This is a genomic window from Pseudomonas sp. GW823-FHT03E05, assembly GCF_058796855.1.
This window is the reverse complement of sequence record NZ_JBXAJB010000003.1, coordinates 507,092-525,954: the sequence shown is the minus strand read 5'-3', so window position 1 is coordinate 525,954 and position 18,863 is coordinate 507,092. Positions and strand designations below refer to the sequence as shown.

Below are 18,863 nucleotides of genomic sequence, written 5' to 3'. Positions count from 1 at the left end.
GGCATAACCAAAGACTCACGAGGACGCGGTCCTGGCCAACCGTCCCCGCGTTGCGCCAGGCGCAACGCGAGGGCCGGGCCGGTCGCCGCCACGGGGCGGCGACCGAAGCGGATCAGCGCTTGGTGTTGGAGCGGATGTTCCAGCCGTACTTGATCGGGCCGCCGTCCTTGGTGCCGTCGGCTTTCTGCGGCTGGTACTCGACCATCACCTGAGCGAAGTTCAGGGTGATGTTTTCGGTCAGGCGGTCATCGCTGCCCGAACCGCCGGTGCTCAGCGAAGTGATCAGCACTTCTTCCAGGTCGATGATCATGTACTCGACCTGGCTTTCGCCGCCGGCCTTGCGCACGGTCAGGCGCACCTTGTCGATGTGCTTGCCGCTGGAGCAATGCATCATCAGGTTCGGCGATGCCTTGTCCACGTACTTGGTCAGCGACAGGTCCTGGATGTTCACCTTGCCCGCGCCGCCGCCACCGCCAACGTGCATGTTGCCGGACTGGGACATGCCCCAGCTCCAGTTCAACACGTCGATTTCGTCCTTGTGGGCTTTGTCCATGGACTCGCCCTTGATGTCACCGATCTTGATGAAAATATCAACAGCCATGTTTTCTCCCTGTGTGGCACTTGCCACGATGTTGATTCAGCTTCTGTCGCCGCTGCGCGAGGCCCTGTGGACCTCGCGCGGCCTGTGGCTGCGGCCGCAGGTTTGAGTCGGTTATGGGTTAGGCGCCCTTGGCGGACGGCAGTTTGGATACCAGGCGCAACGACACGGTCAGCCCTTCGAGCTGGTAGTGCGGGCGCAGGAAGAACTTCGAGTTGTAGTAGCCGGGGTTGCCTTCGACTTCCTCGACCACCACCTCTGCCGCGGCCAGTGGGTGCTGGGCCTTGGTGGTTTCGGTGGAGTGCGCCGGGTCACCGTCGACGTAGTTGAGGATCCAGTCCTGCAGCCAGCGCTGCATCTCGTCCTTCTCTTTGAAGGAGCCGATCTTGTCGCGCACGATGCACTTCAAGTAGTGAGCGAAGCGGCAAGTGGCGAACAGGTACGGCAGGCGCGCGGCCAGGTTGGCGTTGGCGGTGGCGTCCGGGTCGTCGTATTCGGCCGGCTTCTGCAGCGACTGGGCGCCGATGAAGGCGGCGAAGTCGGTGTTCTTCTTGTGCAGCAGTGGCATGAAGCCGTTCTTCGCCAGTTCCGCTTCACGACGGTCGGAGATGGCGATCTCGGTCGGGCACTTCATGTCCACGCCACCGTCGTCGGTGGGGAAGGTGTGGGCCGGGAGGTTTTCCACCTCGCCACCGGACTCCACGCCGCGGATCCGCGAGCACCAGCCGAAATGCTTGAACGAACGGTTGATGTTCACGGCCATGGCGTAGGCGGCGTTGGCCCAGGTGTACTTGGAGCTGTCGGCGCCGTCGGTGTTTTCCTCGAAGGCGAAGGCTTCCACCGGGTCGGTCTTGGCGCCGTATGGCAGGCGCGCCAGGAAGCGCGGCATGGTCAGGCCGATGTAGCGCGAGTCTTCCGATTCACGCAGCGAGCGCCAGCCGGCGTATTCCGGGGTGGTGAAGATCTTGGTCAGGTCGCGCGGGTTCGACAGTTCCTGCCACGAGCCCATGCCCATCACGGTCGGCGAAGCCGCGGCGATGAACGGCGAGTGCATGGCGGCGCAAACCTTGGACAGCTCGCCCAGCAGCTCGACATCCGGTGGCGACTGGTCGAAGTAGTAGTCGCCCACCAGGCAGCCGTAAGGCTCGCCGCCGAACTGGCCGTATTCCTCTTCGTACATCTTCTTGAAGAGCGGGCTCTGGTCCCAGGCCGTGCCCTTGAATTTCTTCAGGGTCTTGTGCAGCTCCGGCTTGGAGATGTTGAGCACGCGGATCTTGAGCTGCTCGTCGGTCTCGGTGTTGTTCACCAGGTAGTGCAGGCCGCGCCAGGCGCTTTCCAGCTTCTGGAATTCCGGGTGATGGATCACCTGGTTGACCTGGGCGGTGAGCTTGGCGTCGATGGCGGCGATGATCGACTCGATCGACTTGATGGCGTCGTTGGACACCAGGTCGGTCTGCGCCAGGGCCTGTTCGGCCAGGGTCCGCACCGCGGTTTCCACGGCTTCGCGAGCACGCTCGGTCTTGGGCTTGAATTCCTGCAGCAGCAGCGATGCGAATTCGCTGGCCTGCTCGGTGGCGCCGGGTTGCGCCTGATTGTCACGCATCAATTCGGTCATGATCGTTGGTCCTGATTTACGCGTTCGGCTCGGAGTCAGCAGGCTTTGGCGCACTGGCCAGGGCCTGGAGCAACGCCGGATCCTTGATGGCTTTCATGATGATTTCTTCGGCGCCGGTCTTGCCGTCCATGTAGGTCAGCAGGTTGGCCAGCTGGGTGCGGGCTTCCAGCAACTGGTTCAACGAATCGACCTTGCGCGCCACGGCCGCCGGGCTGAAGTCGTCCATGCTCTCGAAGGTGATGTCCAGGCTCAGGTTGCCTTCGCCGGTCAGTTCGTTGGGCACGTGGAAGGCCACCCGAGGCTGCATGGCCTTGAGGCGCGAGTCGAAGTTATCGACGTCGATTTCCAGGAACTTGCGATCGGCCACGGCCGCCAGGGGCTCCACGGGCTTGCCGGCGAGGTCGGCCATCACGCCCATGACGAAGGGCAGCTGGACCTTTTTCTCGGCGCCGTAGAGTTCGACGTCGTACTCGATCTGCACCCGGGGCGCGCGGTTGCGCGCGATGAACTTTTGAGAACTTTGCTTCGCCACGTTGTGCTCCTGGTCGCTGCTGCGACGGTGTTGGCGTCGGTCGGTGGTTGCCGCTGACGATACTGCTCGGTTGTTCCGGGGTTAGTCGGATTCAGGGCCGCGCAGGTTTTCAAATTGGGACATGCCGTCGGGAATCAGATTGCGCACGATGGCCGCGAAGTCGGCGTTGACCAGGTTCTTGGCCCGGTTGAGCAGCACCGGCAACGGGCTCGAAGGCTCGTGGCGGCTGTAGTAGGCCAGCAGCCGGTCAAGGCTGCGCAGCACGTCTTCGCGGCTGCTGATCTCGCCGGAAATCCGTACCGGGGCTGGCGCTGCGGGCGCACCGGGCTCTTCGGTGGACGGCCCATCGGCGTGTTCCTCGACCGCGTTCTGCGCGCCTTGCGGGGCGTGCTGGCCCAGCACCTGCAGCGCCAGGCGCAGGGGTTGCTTGAGGGCCGTGAGGTCTACACCGCTGGCCGAACCTACTTGTTCGCTGACCTGTTTCTCGATGCTTTCGGCCGCCGAGCGGGCTGCGCTCAAGGCGCTGCGAATGGCATCCAGGTGCTCGGGGTCGCTGTCTTGCAGGGCGCCGGCCAGGTGGTCGGAGCCCAGGCTCTCGCCGGAAAAGTGCTGCAGGCCGGCGGCGTTCAGCGCGGCTCGCAGGCTCACCGGGCCGAAGGTCCGGGAACGGGTCAGGATGGCTTCGCGGAGCAGGCCGATGGTGGTGTCGGACGCCAGGCCGGCCAGGGCGTTGATACGCACCGTGGGGTCGTTGTCGTCGTCGGCGTCCAGGCGCGGATGCAGGTCCGCCCAGTAATCCCGGAGCAGGCCGTCGATCAGTTCGAGGCTGGTGGCCAGGCCCGGCAGGCCTTCGAGGGCCAGGGTGCTCTGCAGGAGGAAGTGGGTGATGCGCAGGTCTTTGCTGCGCGCCAGCAGGTCCAGGCTCTGTTGCTGGATGCTGCGCCAGTCCGGCGGCTCGGCCGGCAGGATCGAGTCGCCCATGCTGCGCTCGGGCTGGCCCTGTGCGGCCCGCTCCAAGTGCAAGAAATCCGCGTCATATTCCAGGTCTTCGCCACAAGGCGAAGTTGCTGAAACCGCGGCGAGCAACATCGGTACATCCACCTGGTTTGATCTCCCTATCAGCCTGCAGGACAGTCAGGCAATTAATGCACTAGTTTGTTTGTGAACTCGCGCACATTTCTTGGTTTATATGGACTCGTTGATACTAGTGAGCCATCATCCGTGTTCAAGAAGTTGTGCATTTTTGGTGTAGTAGTTGTGCCTTGTCAAGGTAAGCTATTCGCCCCGCATGACAGTGTTATGTCGCCTTATTAGTTCCTTGACCGGCGAGTCAGATCGGGGCGGTACGAAAGGCTTTTGTCATGCGTGTAGTTTAAGTTGAGCGATCATGCTGTGAACGGCGCTGTTTAAAGGATTTTTTGCGGACTTTTCATTTTTTCACGGAACTTTTTTCCCTTCGCCGGTTCGCACGCGGAAGTACAGCAAGGAGGCGCGATGTCGCTGTGTTTGACTATCACTAGTTATCACAAGATTACCCCTGGTCAATGCCCTGAAAAACTAATGGACCAGGGAATGATGGCAATTGGCCGCAGTTCCGATAATGACTGGGTACTTCCTGATCCCGAACGCTTAGTTTCCGCGCGGCACTGTGTCATCCAATACAAGGATGGCCGTTATTATTTGACCGATAACAGTACTAATGGTGTGGAGTTAGTCCGTGCCGGTATTCGTATGCGCCGGGGTAGCAGCGAGCCTCTGGAAGATGGCGAGGTTATTCGCATTGGCGATTATGAAATCAGTGCGCGCATCGATTTCAGTCTGAACCGCCCGGGGGCTGAACCCTTTTCCGGGGACAGCTCCAATAGTTTCGAGGCGCTGATGGGGCGTCAGGCGGCGTCGCCGACCCCTATCGAACCGATTTCCATGGCCCCGGTGGCGCACTTCCAGGGTGCCTCGGCCCAGGACACCTTTCCCGATCTGTTCGACTTTCTCGCCCCCAGCGCGACCCCGCCGGCCACCCAGCCGGACCACGTGCCGGCCGAGCAGCACGATTTTCGCCCGCCGACCCCCACCGCGGTGCCCCAGCCCGTGGCACCACCAGAGCCATCGGCGCCCCAGGGCGGGGCGATGATTCCGGAGGACTGGGACCTGTTCGGCTCGACGCCCGCAAGCCCTGCGCCAGTGCCCAGTGCGCCGCCCGTGGTTGCCCCGCCGGTGGTTGCCGCCGCGCCGATTGCCCACCAGGCCTCGTTCGCGCCAGAACCCGCGCAGCCGCAGCCGCAGCCGATCGCCCAGGCGCCCGTGGCACCGGTGGTTTCCGAAGTGGAGCTGGCTCCTGTTGTCACGCCCGCGCCGGCCCCGGTCGCCCCCCAGGGGGATCTGCTCCAGGCCTTCCTGCGCGGGGCCGGGCTCGATCAACTGCGTATCGAGCCGCAGCAGGCCCAGGCCCAGATGGAAAGCCTGGGTCGCAGCTACCGGTTGATGGTCGAGGGCCTGATCGATGTGTTGCGTGCCCGCAGCAGCCTCAAGGGCGAGTTCCGCATGCAGCAGACGATGATCCGCCCGGTGGAAAACAACCCGCTGAAGTTCGCCCCCAATGTGGACGAGGCCATGCTCCTGCTGCTGCGCCACAGCAACCAGGCATTCATGGCTCCGGATCAGGCCGTGCAGGACAGTTTCGATGACCTGCGGGCGCACCAGCTGGCGGTCATGGCCGGTGTGGAAGCGGCCATCAAGCACCTGCTGGGGCGCTTCGAGCCCACTGAACTGGAAGCCCGCATGGCTCGCCCCGGCGGCCTGGGCAACCTGTTCAGCGGCTCGCGCCAGGCGCAGAACTGGCAGCAGTTCACTGCACTCTACAAACAGATTTCCCAAGAGGCCCAGGACGATTTCCAGGACCTCTTCGGTCGTGAGTTCAGCCGCGCCTATGAAGAACACACCCACCGGCTGCGCCGTTCCTGAGCGCGCCTGGAACACCCGAAAAACACGGATACACGGACAGCTGATACGTCATTGAGGACGCAGGATGATTCAACGATTGCTGACATTGGTTGCCATGCTGGTACTGGCGGCCTGTGCCAAGGACACACCACCTCCCGGCGAACCGGCCAAGGAAGCGCCCGGCGCCACGACTGTGGAGCTGCATTTCCAGGCGGTCAGCGGGCTCAACCCCGGGCCTGATGGCCAGAGCACGCCGGTGCGGGTACGGATCTTCGAGCTGAAGAATCCGGCCACCTTCATGCGCGCCGACTACTTCGCCCTGGCGGAGCGGGCGCCGGCTACCCTCGGCCCGGACCTGATCGACCAGGATGAAGTGCTGGTCAAGCCCGGCGACCAGTTCACCCTCAAGCGCACCCTGGACCCGGCCACCCGTCAGGTCGGCCTGCTGGTGGGCTATCGCGAAGTGGACCAGGCCCTGTGGCGGGTCGGGGTCAACACCGCGCAGCGCCTGAGCAACCAATATCAGATCGTCCTCGACGTCCGCGCGGTCAGCGCCGAGCTCGTGGCATCCCCATCCAGCCCTGCCCAATAGGCAATCGGAGCAACCATGTCCTGGAACAATCGCGTGGTTTGGTCGGAAGGCATGTTCATTGGAACCCAGCACTTCCAGCAGCATGACCGTTACCTGGAAAACCTCATCGACGCCCGCAGCCGCCCGCTGTCGACGGGAGCCTGGGGGTTCTCCGAGCTGCGTATCGATCAGGGCCTGCTGGCCCAGGGCAAGCTGGCCATCGTCAGCGCCCGTGGCCTGCTGCCCGACGGCACGCCGTTCAACATTCCCCATGACGACCTGGCGCCCAGCCCGCTGTGCATCGACGACAACCTGCGTGACGGCCTGGTGTACCTGGCGCTGCCCCTCAAGCGCGCCGGCGCCCGGGACACCGTGGACGAGGGCGAAGAGCTGGGCGGTGCCCGCTACCTGAGCCAGGTGCGCGAGGTGCGTGACGACAACGCACCGTTCGAGAACCGCGCGCCGGTGGCCGTGGGCTCTCGGGCCCTGCGCCTGCTCACCGCCCAGGACGGCCTCAGCGACTACGCCGCCATTGGCGTGGTGCGGGTCAAGGAGAAACGCGCCGACCGTGCTCTGGTGCTGGACGACAGCTACATTCCGCCGGTGCTGGACGTGGCCGCGTCCAAGCCGTTGAGCGCCTTTCGCAGCGAGCTGCTGGGCCTGCTGCACCAGCGCGGCGAAGCCCTGGCCGGGCGTGTGGTGGCATCGGGCGCGGGGGGCGCTTCGGAAATCGCCGACTTCATGCTCCTGCAACTGGTGAACCGTGCCCAGCCCCTGGTCAACCACCTGAGCCAGATCAGCCCGCTGCACCCCGAGCGCCTGTTCAGCGAGCTGGTGAGCCTGGCCGGCGAGTTCTCGACCTTCACCCATAGCGCCCGGCGCCCTGAGCAATACCCGCAGTACCAGCACGATGAGCTGGCCATGAGTTTCGCCCCGGTGATGCAGGCCCTGCGTGAAGCGCTGTCGATGCTGATCGACAGCAAGGCAACGCCGATCCCCATCGTCGAGAAAGCCTACGGCGTACACGTGGCGATGCTGGCCGACCGCACCCTGCTGGAGAACGCCAGCTTCATCCTGGTGGTGCGTGCCGACGTGCCGGGCGAAACCCTGCGCGGGCGCTTCGCCCAGCAGAGCAAGGTGGGTTCGGTGGAGCACATCCGCGACCTGGTCAACCTGCAGCTGCCGGGCATCGGCCTGCTGCCGCTGCCGGTGGCGCCGCGGCAACTGCCGTACCACGCAGGCTCGACCTACTACGAGCTGGACCGTGGCAGCGAGCACTGGAAACAACTGGTTCACTCCGGCGGCTTCGCGTTCCACGTCGCGGGAGAATTCCCGGGCTTGAACCTGGCCTTCTGGGCCATTCGAGGATAAGTCGCGATGCATCCTTTCGACGATTCGCCAGGGCAGCCGTCCCCGCCCAACGACCGTACCCAATTCATGCCGCGCCCCGGTGGCCGTGCTCCCGAGCCCGGGCGCCCGGCTGCTGCGCCCGCGCCGTCGCTGGCCATGCCGGCGGCGCCGCTTCCGGCCGGCCAGGCCCGTGGCCTGAACCCCCTGGAAAGCGCCGCGGGCCCACTGCTGGCCTTGCTCACAAGGCTGCGCAGCACCCTGGCGCACCCGGCGCCGGCCAGCCTGCGGGCGCAACTGCTGGCCTACCTGCGCCAGTTCGAGGAGCGCGCGGAAGCGGCCGGCGTGCCGCGCAACGACGTGCTGCTGGCGCGCTATGCGCTCTGTACTGCCCTGGATGAAGCCGTGCTGAGCACGCCCTGGGGCAGCACCAGCGACTGGGGCAAGCAGAGCCTGCTGATCACCGTGCACAACGAGGCCTGGGGCGGCGAGAAGGTCTTCCAGCTGCTGGAGCACTGCCTGCAAAGCCCGCGCGAGCGCCTGTACCTGCTGGAGCTGTTGTACCTGTGCATGTGCCTGGGTTTCGAAGGCCGCTACCGGGTGATGATCGATGGTCGCAGCCAGCTCGAGGCCCTGCGCGAGCGCACCGCGGCCACCATCCGCAGCGCCCGTGGCGAGCACGAGCGCGAGCTGTCGCCACACTGGCGCGGGGTCACCGTGGCCCGTGACCGGCTGGCCCAGTTCATGCCGCCCTGGGTCGGCATCGCCATCGGCGTGGCCTTGCTCCTGGCGCTGCTGTTCGGCCTGCGCCTGAAACTGGCGGCGGACGCCGAGCCGGTGTTCAAGAACATCCATGCCCTGGGCGAGATCCCGGTGCAGACCCTGGACCGCCCGGTGATCCAGCCGAAGATTGTCGAGCGTCCGCGCCTGGCGGGCTTCCTCGCCGAGGACATCAAGGCCGGGCGGGTGGCGGTGGAAGATGCCGTCGACCGTTCGGTGGTGACCATCCGTGGCGACGAGCTGTTCGCCTCGGCCAGCGCCAGCATCCTTGACGACTACCAGCCGCTGATGCTGCGCATCGCCGACGCCGTGCGCAAGGTCAAGGGCCAGGTACGGATCACCGGCCACAGCGACAACCGACCGATCGCCACCTTGCGCTTCCCGTCGAACTGGAAGCTGTCCCAGGCGCGCGCCGAATCGGTGTTGCAGATCCTCGCGGCGAAGACCGGGCAGCCGGAGCGCTTCAGCGCCGAAGGCCGCAGCGACACCGAGCCACTGGCAACCAATGCCACCGCCGAAGGGCGGGCACGTAATCGTCGGGTAGAAATCAGCGTATTGGCGGAGGGGGTCGAGTGAAGGCGTTTTTCAGTTTTGTGATTCGCTGGGTGATCCCGCTGCTGGGGCTGATCGCCCTGAGCCTGATCATCTGGTTCATTGGCCCGTTGCTGGAGTTCCTGGTACCGGAAGGCCGGCGTTGGGCGCTGATCATTTTCATCTTCGCGCTATGGATCGGCTACCGGGTGTTTTGCATCATCCAGGCCCGTCGGAATGCGGCCAAGGTCTTGCAGAGCCTGGCCGCCGACACCCCGCCGGACCCGGACAGCGTGGCCACTGCCGAGGAACTGGCCGCCCTGCGCCAGCGCATGGACGAAGCCCTGGCGCTGCTGAAGAAGGCCAAGCTCGGCGGTGACGAGCGACGCAATCTCTACGAGCTGCCGTGGTACGTGATCATCGGTCCGCCGGGTTCCGGCAAGACCACCGCGCTGGTCAATTCCGGCCTGCATTTCCCCCTGGCCGCCCAGTTGGGCGCCGGTGCCGTACGCGGCGTGGGCGGCACCCGCAACTGCGACTGGTGGTTCACCGACCAGGCCGTGCTGCTCGATACCGCCGGCCGCTACACCACTCAGGACAGCCATGCCACGGTGGACAAGGCAGCCTGGCTGGGCTTTCTCGACCTGCTGAAAACCCAGCGCTCGCGGCGGCCGATCGATGGCGCCTTCGTTGCCATCAGCCTCTCCGACCTGCTGCTCGGCAGCGAAGCGGAGCGCGCTGCCCACGCCGCAGCGATCCGCCTGCGGATCCAGGAGCTGTACACCCAGTTGGGAGTGCGCTTCCCGATCTACCTGATGCTCACCAAGCTCGATCTGGTGCCGGGTTTCATGGAGTTCTTCGACTCCCTGAGCAAGGAAGAGCGGGCCCAGGTCTGGGGCATGACCTTCGCCCTGGACGACGGCAAGAGCGGTGACAGCCCCCTGGCCCACCTGCCGGCGGAACTGGCGGCCCTGGAGCAGCGGCTCAACGAGCGCCTGGTGGAACGCCTGCAGCAGGAACGCGACCCGGCGCGGCGCGACCTGATCTACGGCTTCCCGCAGCAGTTCGCAGCGCTCAAGGAATCCTTGCAGAGCTTCCTGGAAGGGGTGTTCAAGCCCAATGCCTTCGAAGAGCGGGTACTGCTGCGCGGGGTGTACTTCACCAGCGGCACCCAGGAAGGCAGCCCGATCGACCGCCTGATCGGCGCCATGGCCCAGAGCATGAACCTGGACCGCCAGCACCTGGCGCGGCAGACCGGCACCGGGCGCAGCTACTTCATCGAGAAGCTGTTCAGTGCCGTGGCCTTTGCCGAGCGCGGGCTGGTGGGGGTCAACCCCAAGGTCGAGCGCCGGCGCAAATGGATCGCCCGTGGCGCCCTGGCTGGCACCGTAGCCCTGGTGCTGGTGGTCAGCACCTTGTGGATCATCAGCTACAGGGCCAACCAGGCCTACATTGCCCAGGTCGACCAGCGCGTCGGCCCGGTGCGCCAGGACGTACAGAACCTCAGCCCGGCCCAGCGCGATGTGCTGGCGGTGCTGCCGCTGCTCAACGCCACCCGCCACCTGGCCGGCGACGCACCGGGCTGGGCCGAAGGCCTGGGCCTGTACCAGGGCGACATGCTCGAAGCCGAGTCCGCCAGCGTCTATCGCAAGCTGCTGGTGGCGGTGTTCGCCCCACGGTTGATGACCCGCATCGAAGAGCAACTGCACAGCGGCGGCAACTCGGACTTCCTCTACGAGGGGCTCAAGGCCTACCTGATGCTGGCGGACAGCGAGCACTACGACCCGGACTTCATCAAGGCCTGGATCACCCTGGACTGGGATCACACCCTGGCCCGCGACCTGCCGCCCGAGCAACGCCAGGCCCTGACCGGCCACCTGCAGGCGCTGTTCGAGAAGCATCCGCCCAACGCACGCCTGGACCAGCGCCTGATCGACGACCTGCGCCGCCAGCTGCAGCAGCTGCCGGTGGCCCAGCGGGTGTATGACCGGGTCAAGCGCGCCAAGCTGCCGGACGGCGTGCCGGACTTTCGCCTCAGCGAGGCCGGTGGCCGTGACGCCGCGCTGGTGTTCACCCGCAAGAGCGGCAAGCCGTTGAGCGAGCCCCTGAGCGGGCTGTTCACCGCCAAGGGCTACCGCCAGGGCTTCCTCCTGGCCAGCCTCAACCAGGCAGGCACCCTGGCGGAAGAACAGTGGGTGCTGGGTCGCGATCAGGCCGACCAGCAGAACGTCGCCAGCCTTGCCGCCGACGTGCGCCGCCTGTACTTCCAGGATTACCTGCGCCAGTGGGACGCCTTGCTGGCGGACATCGACTTCGTGCCGATCACCAGCGTGGCCCAGGCCGCCGACGTGCTGCGGATTCTTTCCGGGCCCACTTCGCCGCTGAAGAAACTGTTGGTGGCCGTAGCCAAGGAAACCGACCTGCAACAGGAAGAACGCCTGCTAGCGGCCCAGGGCCAGAAGGTCGAGGGCGGTGTGGACCAGCTCAAGCAACGCCTGGGTACCCTGCTGGGCCAGGAACAGTCGGCCAACCCGGCTGCCGTGGCCAGCAGCGAAGACCCGGTGAGCGCGCACTTCGCCGAACTCAACAGCCTGGTGAGCAAGGGTGAGGGTGAGCCGGCGGCCATCGACGGCCTGCTGGCGGACATGAACGCCCTGTACGTGCAGGTCAGCGCCATGGTCGGGGCCAGCGGCGACGCGCTGCTGGGCGAGGCCAAGAACCAGGCCAGCGCCGCTGCGGCGCGGGTCAGCCTGACCGCCGAGCGCCAGCCTCCGGTGGTCCAGGGGCTGGTCAAGTCGGTGGTGGGCTCCACTACCAACACCATGATGGGCGGGGTGCGCAACCAGCTGAACGCGGCCTGGGTCAGCGAAGTGGTGAACGTCTATCGCCAGTCCCTGAGCGGCCGTTACCCGATGTCGCCGGGCAGCTCCCGGGACGCGACCCTGGAAGACTTCGGCCAGTTCTTCGGCACCGGCGGGGTGATGGACAACTACTTCCGCAAGTACCTGCAGCCCTACGTCAACACCTCGACCACCACCTGGAGCTGGCAGCCAGGCGCGGCGCAGAAGCTGGGGATTTCCCCTGGCGTGCTGCAGACCTTCCAGCGCGCTTCGAACATTCGCGACGCCTTCTTCCGCTCCAGTGGCGGTACCCAGCCGGCCGTGCGTTTCGAACTCAAGCCGGTGGCGATGGACGCCAATATCAGCCAGTTCCTCCTCGACCTGGACGGCCAGCAACTGAGCTACGACCACGGCCCGAGCCGGCCGGTGGCCATGCAATGGCCCAACCCGGGGAGCATCGGCGTGGTGCGCCTGTCGATCATGCCGCCTTCGGCCACCGGGCGTTCCGGGATCACCCTGGATGGCCCCTGGGCCTGGTTCCGCCTGCTGGAGCAGTCGGACCTGACCGCCACCAATTCGCCGGACCGCTTCAACCTGCGGCTACGGGTGGACGGTGCGAGCATTTCCTACGAGCTGCGGGCCAGCAGCGCCTTCAACCCGTTCAAGAGCCGGGTGCTCAGTGGCTTCAGCCTGCCGGAGCGGCTATGACGGCGCCCGGCCTGTACGGCAAGTTGGCCAGCCGCGGCGATTTTGTCAGCCGTGGCCTGCCGCAGAGTTTCATCGGCCCCTGGGACAGTTGGCTGGCGGCGGGGCTGCTGGCCAGCCAGAACGCCCTGGGCGAGCAGTGGCTGAACGCCTACCTGATCAGCCCGTTGTGGCGCTTCGCCCTGGCCCCCGGGGTCTGCGGGCCCCAGGCGGCGGTCGGGGTGGTGATGCCGAGCATCGACCGGGTGGGGCGCTATTTCCCCCTGACCGTGGCTGCGCTGCTGGAGCCCGAGGCTGACCTGGCTTCGTTGGTCGGCGGCCCGGAGCAGTGGTTCGAACAGGTGGAAGAGCTGTTGCTGGCGACCCTGGAAGAGGGCGCCAGTTTCGAAGCCCTGGAAGAGGGCTTGCAGGCCCTGGGCGCGCCAAGCCCGGCCAGCCGGATCGAAGGCAGCCACTACGCCGGCCTGCAGCGGTTTTACGTCAGCGATCCACAGGCCCGGGGCGCGGTACTCGCGGCCCAGGCCTGCGCGGGATCGAGTGCCTGGTGGGGGCGCGGTTCGCAGTACATCAGCCCAATGCTGTTGCGCTGCCAGGGCCTGCCGCCGGCCAGTGAATTTGCGCAATTTTTGCTCGGACAAGAGGGTGCCGTCTAAATGCGTTCAGCGCCGCAACTGTCCTACCAGTCCGCCAGCTACAGCCATGTCGGCATGGTGCGGAAAATCAATGAAGACGCCTGGCTCGAAGCCCCGGAGACCGGCCTGTGGCTGGTGGCCGACGGTATGGGCGGGCACGCCGCCGGGGACTATGTCAGCAGCCTGATCGTCGACAGCCTGCGGGCGGTTCCGGCCGCCGACAGCCTGGACGACTATGTCGCCGCGCTGCGCAACGGCCTGGCCGCGGTCAACGCCGCGGTGCGCGAGGAAACCGCCAACCGTGGGGTGACCATGATGGGCAGCACCGTGGTGCTGCTGGCGGTGCGCGGGGCCCGGGCCGTGTGCCTGTGGGCCGGCGACAGCCGCCTGTACCGGTTGCGGGACGAACAGCTGGAAGGCATTTCCCGGGACCACAGCTACGTCCAGGACCTGCAGGACAGCGGCCTGCTCAGCGAGGCCGAGGCGCGGGTGCACCCGCGGGCCAACATCGTGACCCGGGCGATTGGCGTCGAGGCCCAGCTGGAGCTGTCCCAGATTGACCTGCAGGTGCAGGACGGCGACACCTTCCTGCTGTGCAGCGACGGCCTGAACAAGACCGCCGAGGACTTTGAGCTGCGTGACGTGCTCAGCCACAGCGAGCCCAATGACGTGGTGCGCAGCCTGATCCACCTGGGCCTGACCCGGGGCGCTCCGGACAACATCACCGCCATCGTGATCAAGGCCGCAGGACACTGACCATGGACATTCTGATTCCCGGCTTTGACATTCAGGGCGAAATTGGCGAAGGCGCCATGGCCAGCGTGTACCTGGCGACCCAGCGTTCCCTGGAACGCAAGGTGGCACTCAAGGTGATGGCCGCGGCGCTGGCCGCCGACCCGAGCTTCTGCGAGCGCTTCCTGCGCGAGGGCAAGACCCTGGCGCGGCTGTCGCACCCGCACACCGTGACCATCCACGACATCGGCAATGTCGGCGAGCTGTACTACATGGCCATGGAGTACCTGCCCAACGGCACGCTGAAAGAGCGCATCGCCGCCGGGCTGACCCCGGAGCAGGGCCTGACCTATATCCGCCAGATCGCCTCGGCCCTGGGCTATGCCCATGCCCAGGGGCTGGTACACCGCGATGTGAAGCCGGCCAACATCCTGTTCCGCGCCGACGGCACCGCGGTGCTCTCGGACTTCGGCATCGCCAAGTCCCTGGACGACCGCACCCAGTTCACCCAGGCCGGTTTTGCCGTGGGCACCCCGAGCTACATGAGCCCCGAACAGGCTCGTGGCCAGGACATCGACGGCCGCGCCGACCTCTATGCCCTGGGGGTGGTGCTGTATGAAATCCTGGTGGGCGAGCTGCCTTACAACGGCACCGACGCGCTGTCCACGGCCCTGGCCCACCTGACCGAGCCGCTGCCGGAGCTGCCGCTGCACCACGGTCGCTACCAGCACATCCTGCGCAAGCTGCTGGCCAAGGACCCGGCCGAGCGCTACCCGGATGCCGCCGCCTTGCTGGCGGCCCTGGACAACCTGCCGGCCGCCACAGCCGAGGTGGAAGCGACGCTGATCCAGCCCTTGCCGCTGCCACCCCAGGCTGCGTCGCAGCCTGTACCTCAGAGCAACGACCTGGCCGGGCTGACCCCGGTGTCCATCGAGATCCCGCAGCAGGCGCCCCGACCGGCGCCGCGCCGCGAGCCGCCCGAGGAGCCGCCCGCGCCGCCGCGCACGGCCAATCTGCCGCCAGCCGGCAGCGGGCCTTCCGAACAGCGGCGCGGCCCAGTGCTGGCCCTGGCCGGGGTCGCCGTGGCGGTGGCCCTGGCAGTGGCGGGCGCCGGTTACTGGTGGCTGTCGGGCGACAGCCCGGCGCCAGAACCCAAGACCGCCTCGACAGCCGGCACCACGCCTGCGGTGGTGGCGCCCCCGGCCAGTCAGCCGGTGGCCGCGGATGTCGACGGCGGCCAGCGACCGCTGCTGATGCCGGGCAAGAAAACCCTGTTCCAGCGGGTGCTGAGCAAGCCAGGGGCGAGTTTCTCCAGCGAGCCTGGGGCTGCGCCGGGCCAGGCGGTGCCGGCGTTCTCGGTGCTCTACGTGTATCAGCGCAAGAACCTCGACGGCCGCTCCTGGCTGCGCCTGGGGGCCGCCAGTGACGGTCGCAGCGCCGGCTGGTTGCCGGCCGAACAGGTCAGCGACTGGAAGCAGAGCCTGGTGCTGAAATTCACCGAGCGTTCCGGTCGTGCACCGGTGATGTTCGTGCGTCAGGCCAGCGAGCTGGAGCGTTTGTTGGCGGACCCTGCGGCGGCCAAGAACCTGCTGCTCAAGGCACAGAAGAATCCCCAGGACGAACAGCAGGTGCTGGCCCTGGAACCCAACGCCAGCGCGGTGCCACAGGACCAGTTCTACCTGCTGCCGATCTTCGATTCCAAGGAGAGTTTCGACGAGAACGGCCAGCCGGTGCAGTTGCTCAATGTGGCTTCCATCGACCCGGGCAACAGCCCGCAGAGCATCAGTGACAGTAGCGGCAAGCGCCTGCCGGCCAATACTCCTCCGGCGGCCGGCGATGCCTTCCGCACTGCGGTGGTGCTGGTGGTGGACACCTCGGTGTCGATGCAGCCCTACATCGACCAGGTGCGCGATGTGGTGCACGAGCTGCAAAGCAAGATCGCCCAGCGCGGCGAGCTGGACAGCGTCAGCTTCGGCCTGGTGGGCTTTCGCAACAACACCAGCAAGACCCCGGGCCTGGAGTACGTGACCAAGACCCTGGTGACCCTGGACCAGGGTCGCGATCCCCAGCGCTTCCAGGAGCTGGTGAGCCAGGTCAAGGCCACCAGTGTCTCCAGCCATTCGTTCAACGAAGACGCCTTTGCCGGCGTGATGCAGGCCGTGGAGGGCATGGACTGGAAGGGCTATGGCGGCCGCCTGATCCTGCTGGTCAGCGATGCCGGGGCGCTGCGCAAGAACGACCCTTACAGCCGCACCCAGATGAACGAGGCCGAAGTGCGCCAGGCAGCCCTGGGCAAGCAGATCAAGATCTACGCCTTGCACCTGCGCACCGATGCCGGCAAGAAGAACCACGCCCAGGCGGAAACCCAGTACCGGGTGCTGACCGCCGACGCCAACCCGAAGATCGGCGACCTGTACATTCCGGTGCCCGGCGGCGATGTGGGCAAGTTTGGCGAGCGGGTCGACGAGATCGGCACGGTGTTCGCCGACCTGGTGCATCAGGTGCGCAGCAACCAGAGCCAGGAAGTCCCGGTGCTGGCGGCGGCGCCGAGCATCGCGCAGAAGTCGGCGGCCATCGGCTACGCCATGCACATGGATTTCCTCGGCCGCAAGTCCGCCAGCCAGGCGCCCCAGCTGGTCAGCGCCTGGACCGCCGACCGCGACCTGACCAACCCGGCGCTGCCGGCGTTCCAGGTCTGTGTGATGCTCACCAAGCTGCAACTCAACGACTTGCAGCAGTCGCTGAAACTGATCGTCGACGCGGCGCGCAAGACCCAGACCTCGCCCAAGGATTTCTTCCAGGAAATCGCCAGCGCCAGTGCCTACATGAGCCGCGACCCGTCGGCCCTGCGCAAGGGCGGCAACCTGGCCGACGGCGGCGTGCTGGGGGAATACCTGGAAGGCCTGCCGTACCGCAGCAAGTCGCTGAACATGACCCAGGACCTGTGGCTGTCCCTGAGCGTGGCCGAGCAGGAAGACTTCATCGACGAGCTGGATTCGAAGATCCGCCTCTACGAAACCTTCCATAACGATCTGGCCAACTGGGTGCGCTTCGGTGATGCCGAGCCGGGTGATGCCCTGTACCGCGTTCCGTTGTCGACCCTGCCGTGATGCTCAATCTGGCGCAGGTGCACAAGAGCCGCGGCGAGGGTCGCCAACGCTACAGCCTGGTGATCCCCAGGCTGCAACTGCGTGCCGGTGATCAATTGGCGGTGGTCGGCCCCAGCGGTTGCGGCAAGAGCACGCTGCTGGACCTGCTGGCGCTGGTGCTGGCCCCGGATTCGGCGGCGCGCTTCGAGTTCTCCCCGGCCAGGGATGCCATCGACATTGCCGGGATCTGGCGCGGCGACGGCCACAGCGCGCTGGCGCAGTTGCGCAGCCGGCACCTGGGTTATGTGCTGCAGACCGGCGGCCTGCTGGGCTTTCTCGACGTGCGCGCGAATATCAGCCTGCCCCGGCAGTTGCTGGGGCTGGCGGACGAGGGCATTCCCCGGCGCCTGGCCGAGCGCCTGGAGATCGCCGACCAGCTGCACAAGAAACCCGCCGCGCTGTCGGTGGGCCAGCGCCAGCGGGTCAGCTGCGCCCGGGCCCTGGCCCACAACCCTCAGGTATTGCTGGCGGACGAGCCGACAGCGGCCCTGGACCCCTTGAACGCCCAGCGGGTGATGCAACTGCTGGTGCAGCAGTCGCGGGACCAGGGGGTGTGCTGTGTGATCGCCACCCACGACGAACCCCTGGCCCGGGCCAACGGCTTGCAGGTACGACGCATCGCCTGCCAGCGCGACGCCGATGGCGGAGTCACTGCCACACTTGGGGAGGCCTGCTGATGCGCGCCTCCCTGACCGCGGCACTGGCCTGGCAGGACTACCGGGCCGACAGCTGGCTGTCGGCCTGTTCGGTGCTGGCCCTGGTGGCGGTGATCGCCCCCTTGCTGGTGCTGTTCGGGCTCAAGTTCGGGCTGGTGAGCAGCCTCACCGAGCGCCTGGAAAAGGACCCGGCGGTGCGCGAGATCATTCCCCTGGGCGGCGGGCGCTTCAGCGCCGACTTCATCGCCCAGTTGGGGCAGCGTCCGGACGTGGCCTTTGCCTTGCCGCGTACCCGGCAGATCGCCGCCACCGCGGACCTGTCCCGGGGCACGGGGGATATCGGCCTGACCGTGGAGATGCTCCCCACCGCGGCCGGCGACCCCTTGCTCGGGCGCTTGCCGGCGCCCCGGGGCATGAGTGGCGTGCTGCTCAGCCGTACCGCCGCCGAGAAGCTTGGGGTGCAGCCGGGGGACTGGTTGCAGGCGACCTTTGGCCGGCAGGTGGCGGGGCGCAGCGAGGTACAGCGGACCCGGGTCCAGGTGGAGGGCATTCTGCCTCTGGAGGCCTTTGCCCGGGACGCGCTGTTCGCCCCGCTGGCGCTGCTGGAGGCCGCCGAGGACTACCGCGACGGACGCGCTGTGGCGGCCCTGGGCTGGCTCGGCGATGCCCAGGCAACTGCCGGGCAGCGGGTTTACCCGGCGTTTCGCCTGTATGCCCGCGACCTGGGGGATGTCGAGCCATTGCGTCTGTATTTCGCCGAGCGCGGCCTGCTGGTGTCGACCCAGGCCCAGACCATAGCCCAGGTGCAGTCCTTGAGCCGCAACCTGGCCATCGTCTTCTGGGTGATCACCGGGCTGGCCCTGGCGGGTGCCTTCGCGGCGATCTTCGCCGGGGCCCTGGCGGCGGTGGAGCGCAAGCGCCGGGAGCTGTCGGTGTTGCGCCTGCTGGGGTTTTCCACCGGTGCGCTGCTGCTGTTCGTGGTGGCCCAGGCGCTGTACAGCGCCGGTTTTGCCGCGCTGTTGAGCGGCGCCCTGTATGGCCTGGCCCAGGCCGGGCTGAATCATTTGTTCATGCAGGCGCCCGGCGAATACGCCAGCCACCTGCTGCCGGCCCATTACGGGCTGGCCCTGTTGGCGACGCTGGGCGTCAGTACCCTGGCCGCCGCGCTGGGCGGCTGGCGGGTGTCGCGCATAGAAGCCTGTGAAGGAATTCGCGATGTATAAGTTGATCAGCAC

14 protein-coding genes are annotated in these 18,863 nt (G+C 66.6%); 10 read left to right on the top strand and 4 right to left on the bottom strand.

The window, feature by feature from the left end; genetic code table 11:
• Window positions 1-112 precede the first annotated feature (112 nt).
• From AC1RCO_RS15420 to tssA, 4 genes are all read right to left on the bottom strand, one after another.
• A complete protein-coding gene (locus AC1RCO_RS15420) occupies window positions 113-601 on the bottom strand; it encodes an Hcp family type VI secretion system effector (protein ID WP_011064257.1) in 489 nt (162 codons plus the stop codon).
• Between the two features lie 118 nt (window positions 602-719).
• Window positions 720-2,213, bottom strand: coding sequence for a type VI secretion system contractile sheath large subunit (gene tssC, locus AC1RCO_RS15415; protein ID WP_011064256.1), 1,494 nt, complete (start codon window positions 2,211-2,213; stop codon window positions 720-722).
• Window positions 2,214-2,229: 16 nt separating this feature from the next.
• A complete protein-coding gene (gene tssB, locus AC1RCO_RS15410; protein WP_011064255.1) occupies window positions 2,230-2,745 on the bottom strand; it encodes a type VI secretion system contractile sheath small subunit in 516 nt (171 codons plus the stop codon).
• Window positions 2,746-2,826: 81 nt separating this feature from the next.
• Window positions 2,827-3,846: a type VI secretion system protein TssA gene (gene tssA, locus AC1RCO_RS15405; protein WP_194237625.1), complete on the bottom strand. Its 1,020-nt coding sequence runs from the start codon at window positions 3,844-3,846 to the stop codon at window positions 2,827-2,829.
• 393 nt (window positions 3,847-4,239) lie between these two features.
• Here tssA and tagH point away from each other — a divergent pair, with 393 nt between their 5' ends.
• The 10 genes from tagH to AC1RCO_RS15355 all read left to right on the top strand — a co-directional run bounded on the left by tagH (window position 4,240) and on the right by AC1RCO_RS15355 (window position 18,851).
• Window positions 4,240-5,706, top strand: coding sequence for a type VI secretion system-associated FHA domain protein TagH (gene tagH, locus AC1RCO_RS15400; RefSeq protein ID WP_123397704.1), 1,467 nt, complete (start codon window positions 4,240-4,242; stop codon window positions 5,704-5,706).
• Between the two features lie 64 nt (window positions 5,707-5,770).
• Window positions 5,771-6,277 (top strand): type VI secretion system lipoprotein TssJ, encoded by a 507-nt coding sequence (gene tssJ, locus AC1RCO_RS15395; protein WP_011064252.1) that lies wholly within the window; start codon window positions 5,771-5,773, stop codon window positions 6,275-6,277.
• 15 nt (window positions 6,278-6,292) lie between these two features.
• Window positions 6,293-7,627, top strand: a complete 1,335-nt coding sequence (gene tssK / locus AC1RCO_RS15390; RefSeq protein WP_011064251.1) for a type VI secretion system baseplate subunit TssK — start codon at window positions 6,293-6,295, stop codon at window positions 7,625-7,627.
• Between the two features lie 6 nt (window positions 7,628-7,633).
• A complete protein-coding gene (locus AC1RCO_RS15385; protein ID WP_011064250.1) occupies window positions 7,634-8,959 on the top strand; it encodes a DotU family type VI secretion system protein in 1,326 nt (441 codons plus the stop codon).
• Window positions 8,956-12,462 carry a type VI secretion system membrane subunit TssM gene (gene tssM / locus AC1RCO_RS15380; protein ID WP_053160448.1) on the top strand — a complete coding sequence of 1,169 codons (3,507 nt, stop codon included), beginning with the start codon at window positions 8,956-8,958 and terminating at the stop codon, window positions 12,460-12,462. Before AC1RCO_RS15385 ends, tssM begins: the two co-directional genes overlap by 4 nt.
• Complete coding sequence (gene tagF / locus AC1RCO_RS15375; RefSeq protein WP_011064248.1) at window positions 12,459-13,112, top strand: type VI secretion system-associated protein TagF; 654 nt, start codon at window positions 12,459-12,461, stop codon at window positions 13,110-13,112. The genes tssM and tagF overlap by 4 nt, the downstream gene beginning before the upstream one ends.
• On the top strand, window positions 13,113-13,847 hold the full coding sequence (locus tag AC1RCO_RS15370) for a PP2C family protein-serine/threonine phosphatase (RefSeq protein WP_011064247.1): 735 nt from the start codon (window positions 13,113-13,115) through the stop codon (window positions 13,845-13,847).
• A 2-nt stretch (window positions 13,848-13,849) separates the two neighbouring features.
• Entirely contained in the window at window positions 13,850-16,933 is a 3,084-nt protein-coding gene (locus tag AC1RCO_RS15365) for a serine/threonine-protein kinase (RefSeq protein WP_492617839.1), read from the top strand.
• Window positions 16,933-17,649 (top strand): ABC transporter ATP-binding protein, encoded by a 717-nt coding sequence (locus AC1RCO_RS15360; protein WP_011064245.1) that lies wholly within the window; start codon window positions 16,933-16,935, stop codon window positions 17,647-17,649. Before AC1RCO_RS15365 ends, AC1RCO_RS15360 begins: the two co-directional genes overlap by 1 nt.
• Window positions 17,649-18,851, top strand: a complete 1,203-nt coding sequence (locus tag AC1RCO_RS15355; protein ID WP_492617838.1) for an ABC transporter permease — start codon at window positions 17,649-17,651, stop codon at window positions 18,849-18,851. The genes AC1RCO_RS15360 and AC1RCO_RS15355 overlap by 1 nt, the downstream gene beginning before the upstream one ends.
• Window positions 18,852-18,863: the final 12 nt, after the last annotated feature.

What these genes read in the sequence shown, in the direction of transcription:
- AC1RCO_RS15385 (WP_011064250.1), top strand. Translation starts at nt 7,634, where the DNA reads ATGCATCCTTTCGACGATTCGCCAGGGCAGCCGTCCCCGCCCAACGAC.
- AC1RCO_RS15355 (WP_492617838.1), top strand. Translation starts at nt 17,649, where the DNA reads ATGCGCGCCTCCCTGACCGCGGCACTGGCCTGGCAGGACTACCGGGCC.
- tssJ (WP_011064252.1), top strand. Translation starts at nt 5,771, where the DNA reads ATGATTCAACGATTGCTGACATTGGTTGCCATGCTGGTACTGGCGGCC.
- tssC (WP_011064256.1), bottom strand. Translation starts at nt 2,213, where the DNA reads ATGACCGAATTGATGCGTGACAATCAGGCGCAACCCGGCGCCACCGAG.
- tagF (WP_011064248.1), top strand. Translation starts at nt 12,459, where the DNA reads ATGACGGCGCCCGGCCTGTACGGCAAGTTGGCCAGCCGCGGCGATTTT.
- AC1RCO_RS15370 (WP_011064247.1), top strand. Translation starts at nt 13,113, where the DNA reads ATGCGTTCAGCGCCGCAACTGTCCTACCAGTCCGCCAGCTACAGCCAT.
- AC1RCO_RS15365 (WP_492617839.1), top strand. Translation starts at nt 13,850, where the DNA reads ATGGACATTCTGATTCCCGGCTTTGACATTCAGGGCGAAATTGGCGAA.
- AC1RCO_RS15360 (WP_011064245.1), top strand. Translation starts at nt 16,933, where the DNA reads ATGCTCAATCTGGCGCAGGTGCACAAGAGCCGCGGCGAGGGTCGCCAA.
- tssK (WP_011064251.1), top strand. Translation starts at nt 6,293, where the DNA reads ATGTCCTGGAACAATCGCGTGGTTTGGTCGGAAGGCATGTTCATTGGA.
- tagH (WP_123397704.1), top strand. Translation starts at nt 4,240, where the DNA reads ATGTCGCTGTGTTTGACTATCACTAGTTATCACAAGATTACCCCTGGT.
- AC1RCO_RS15420 (WP_011064257.1), bottom strand. Translation starts at nt 601, where the DNA reads ATGGCTGTTGATATTTTCATCAAGATCGGTGACATCAAGGGCGAGTCC.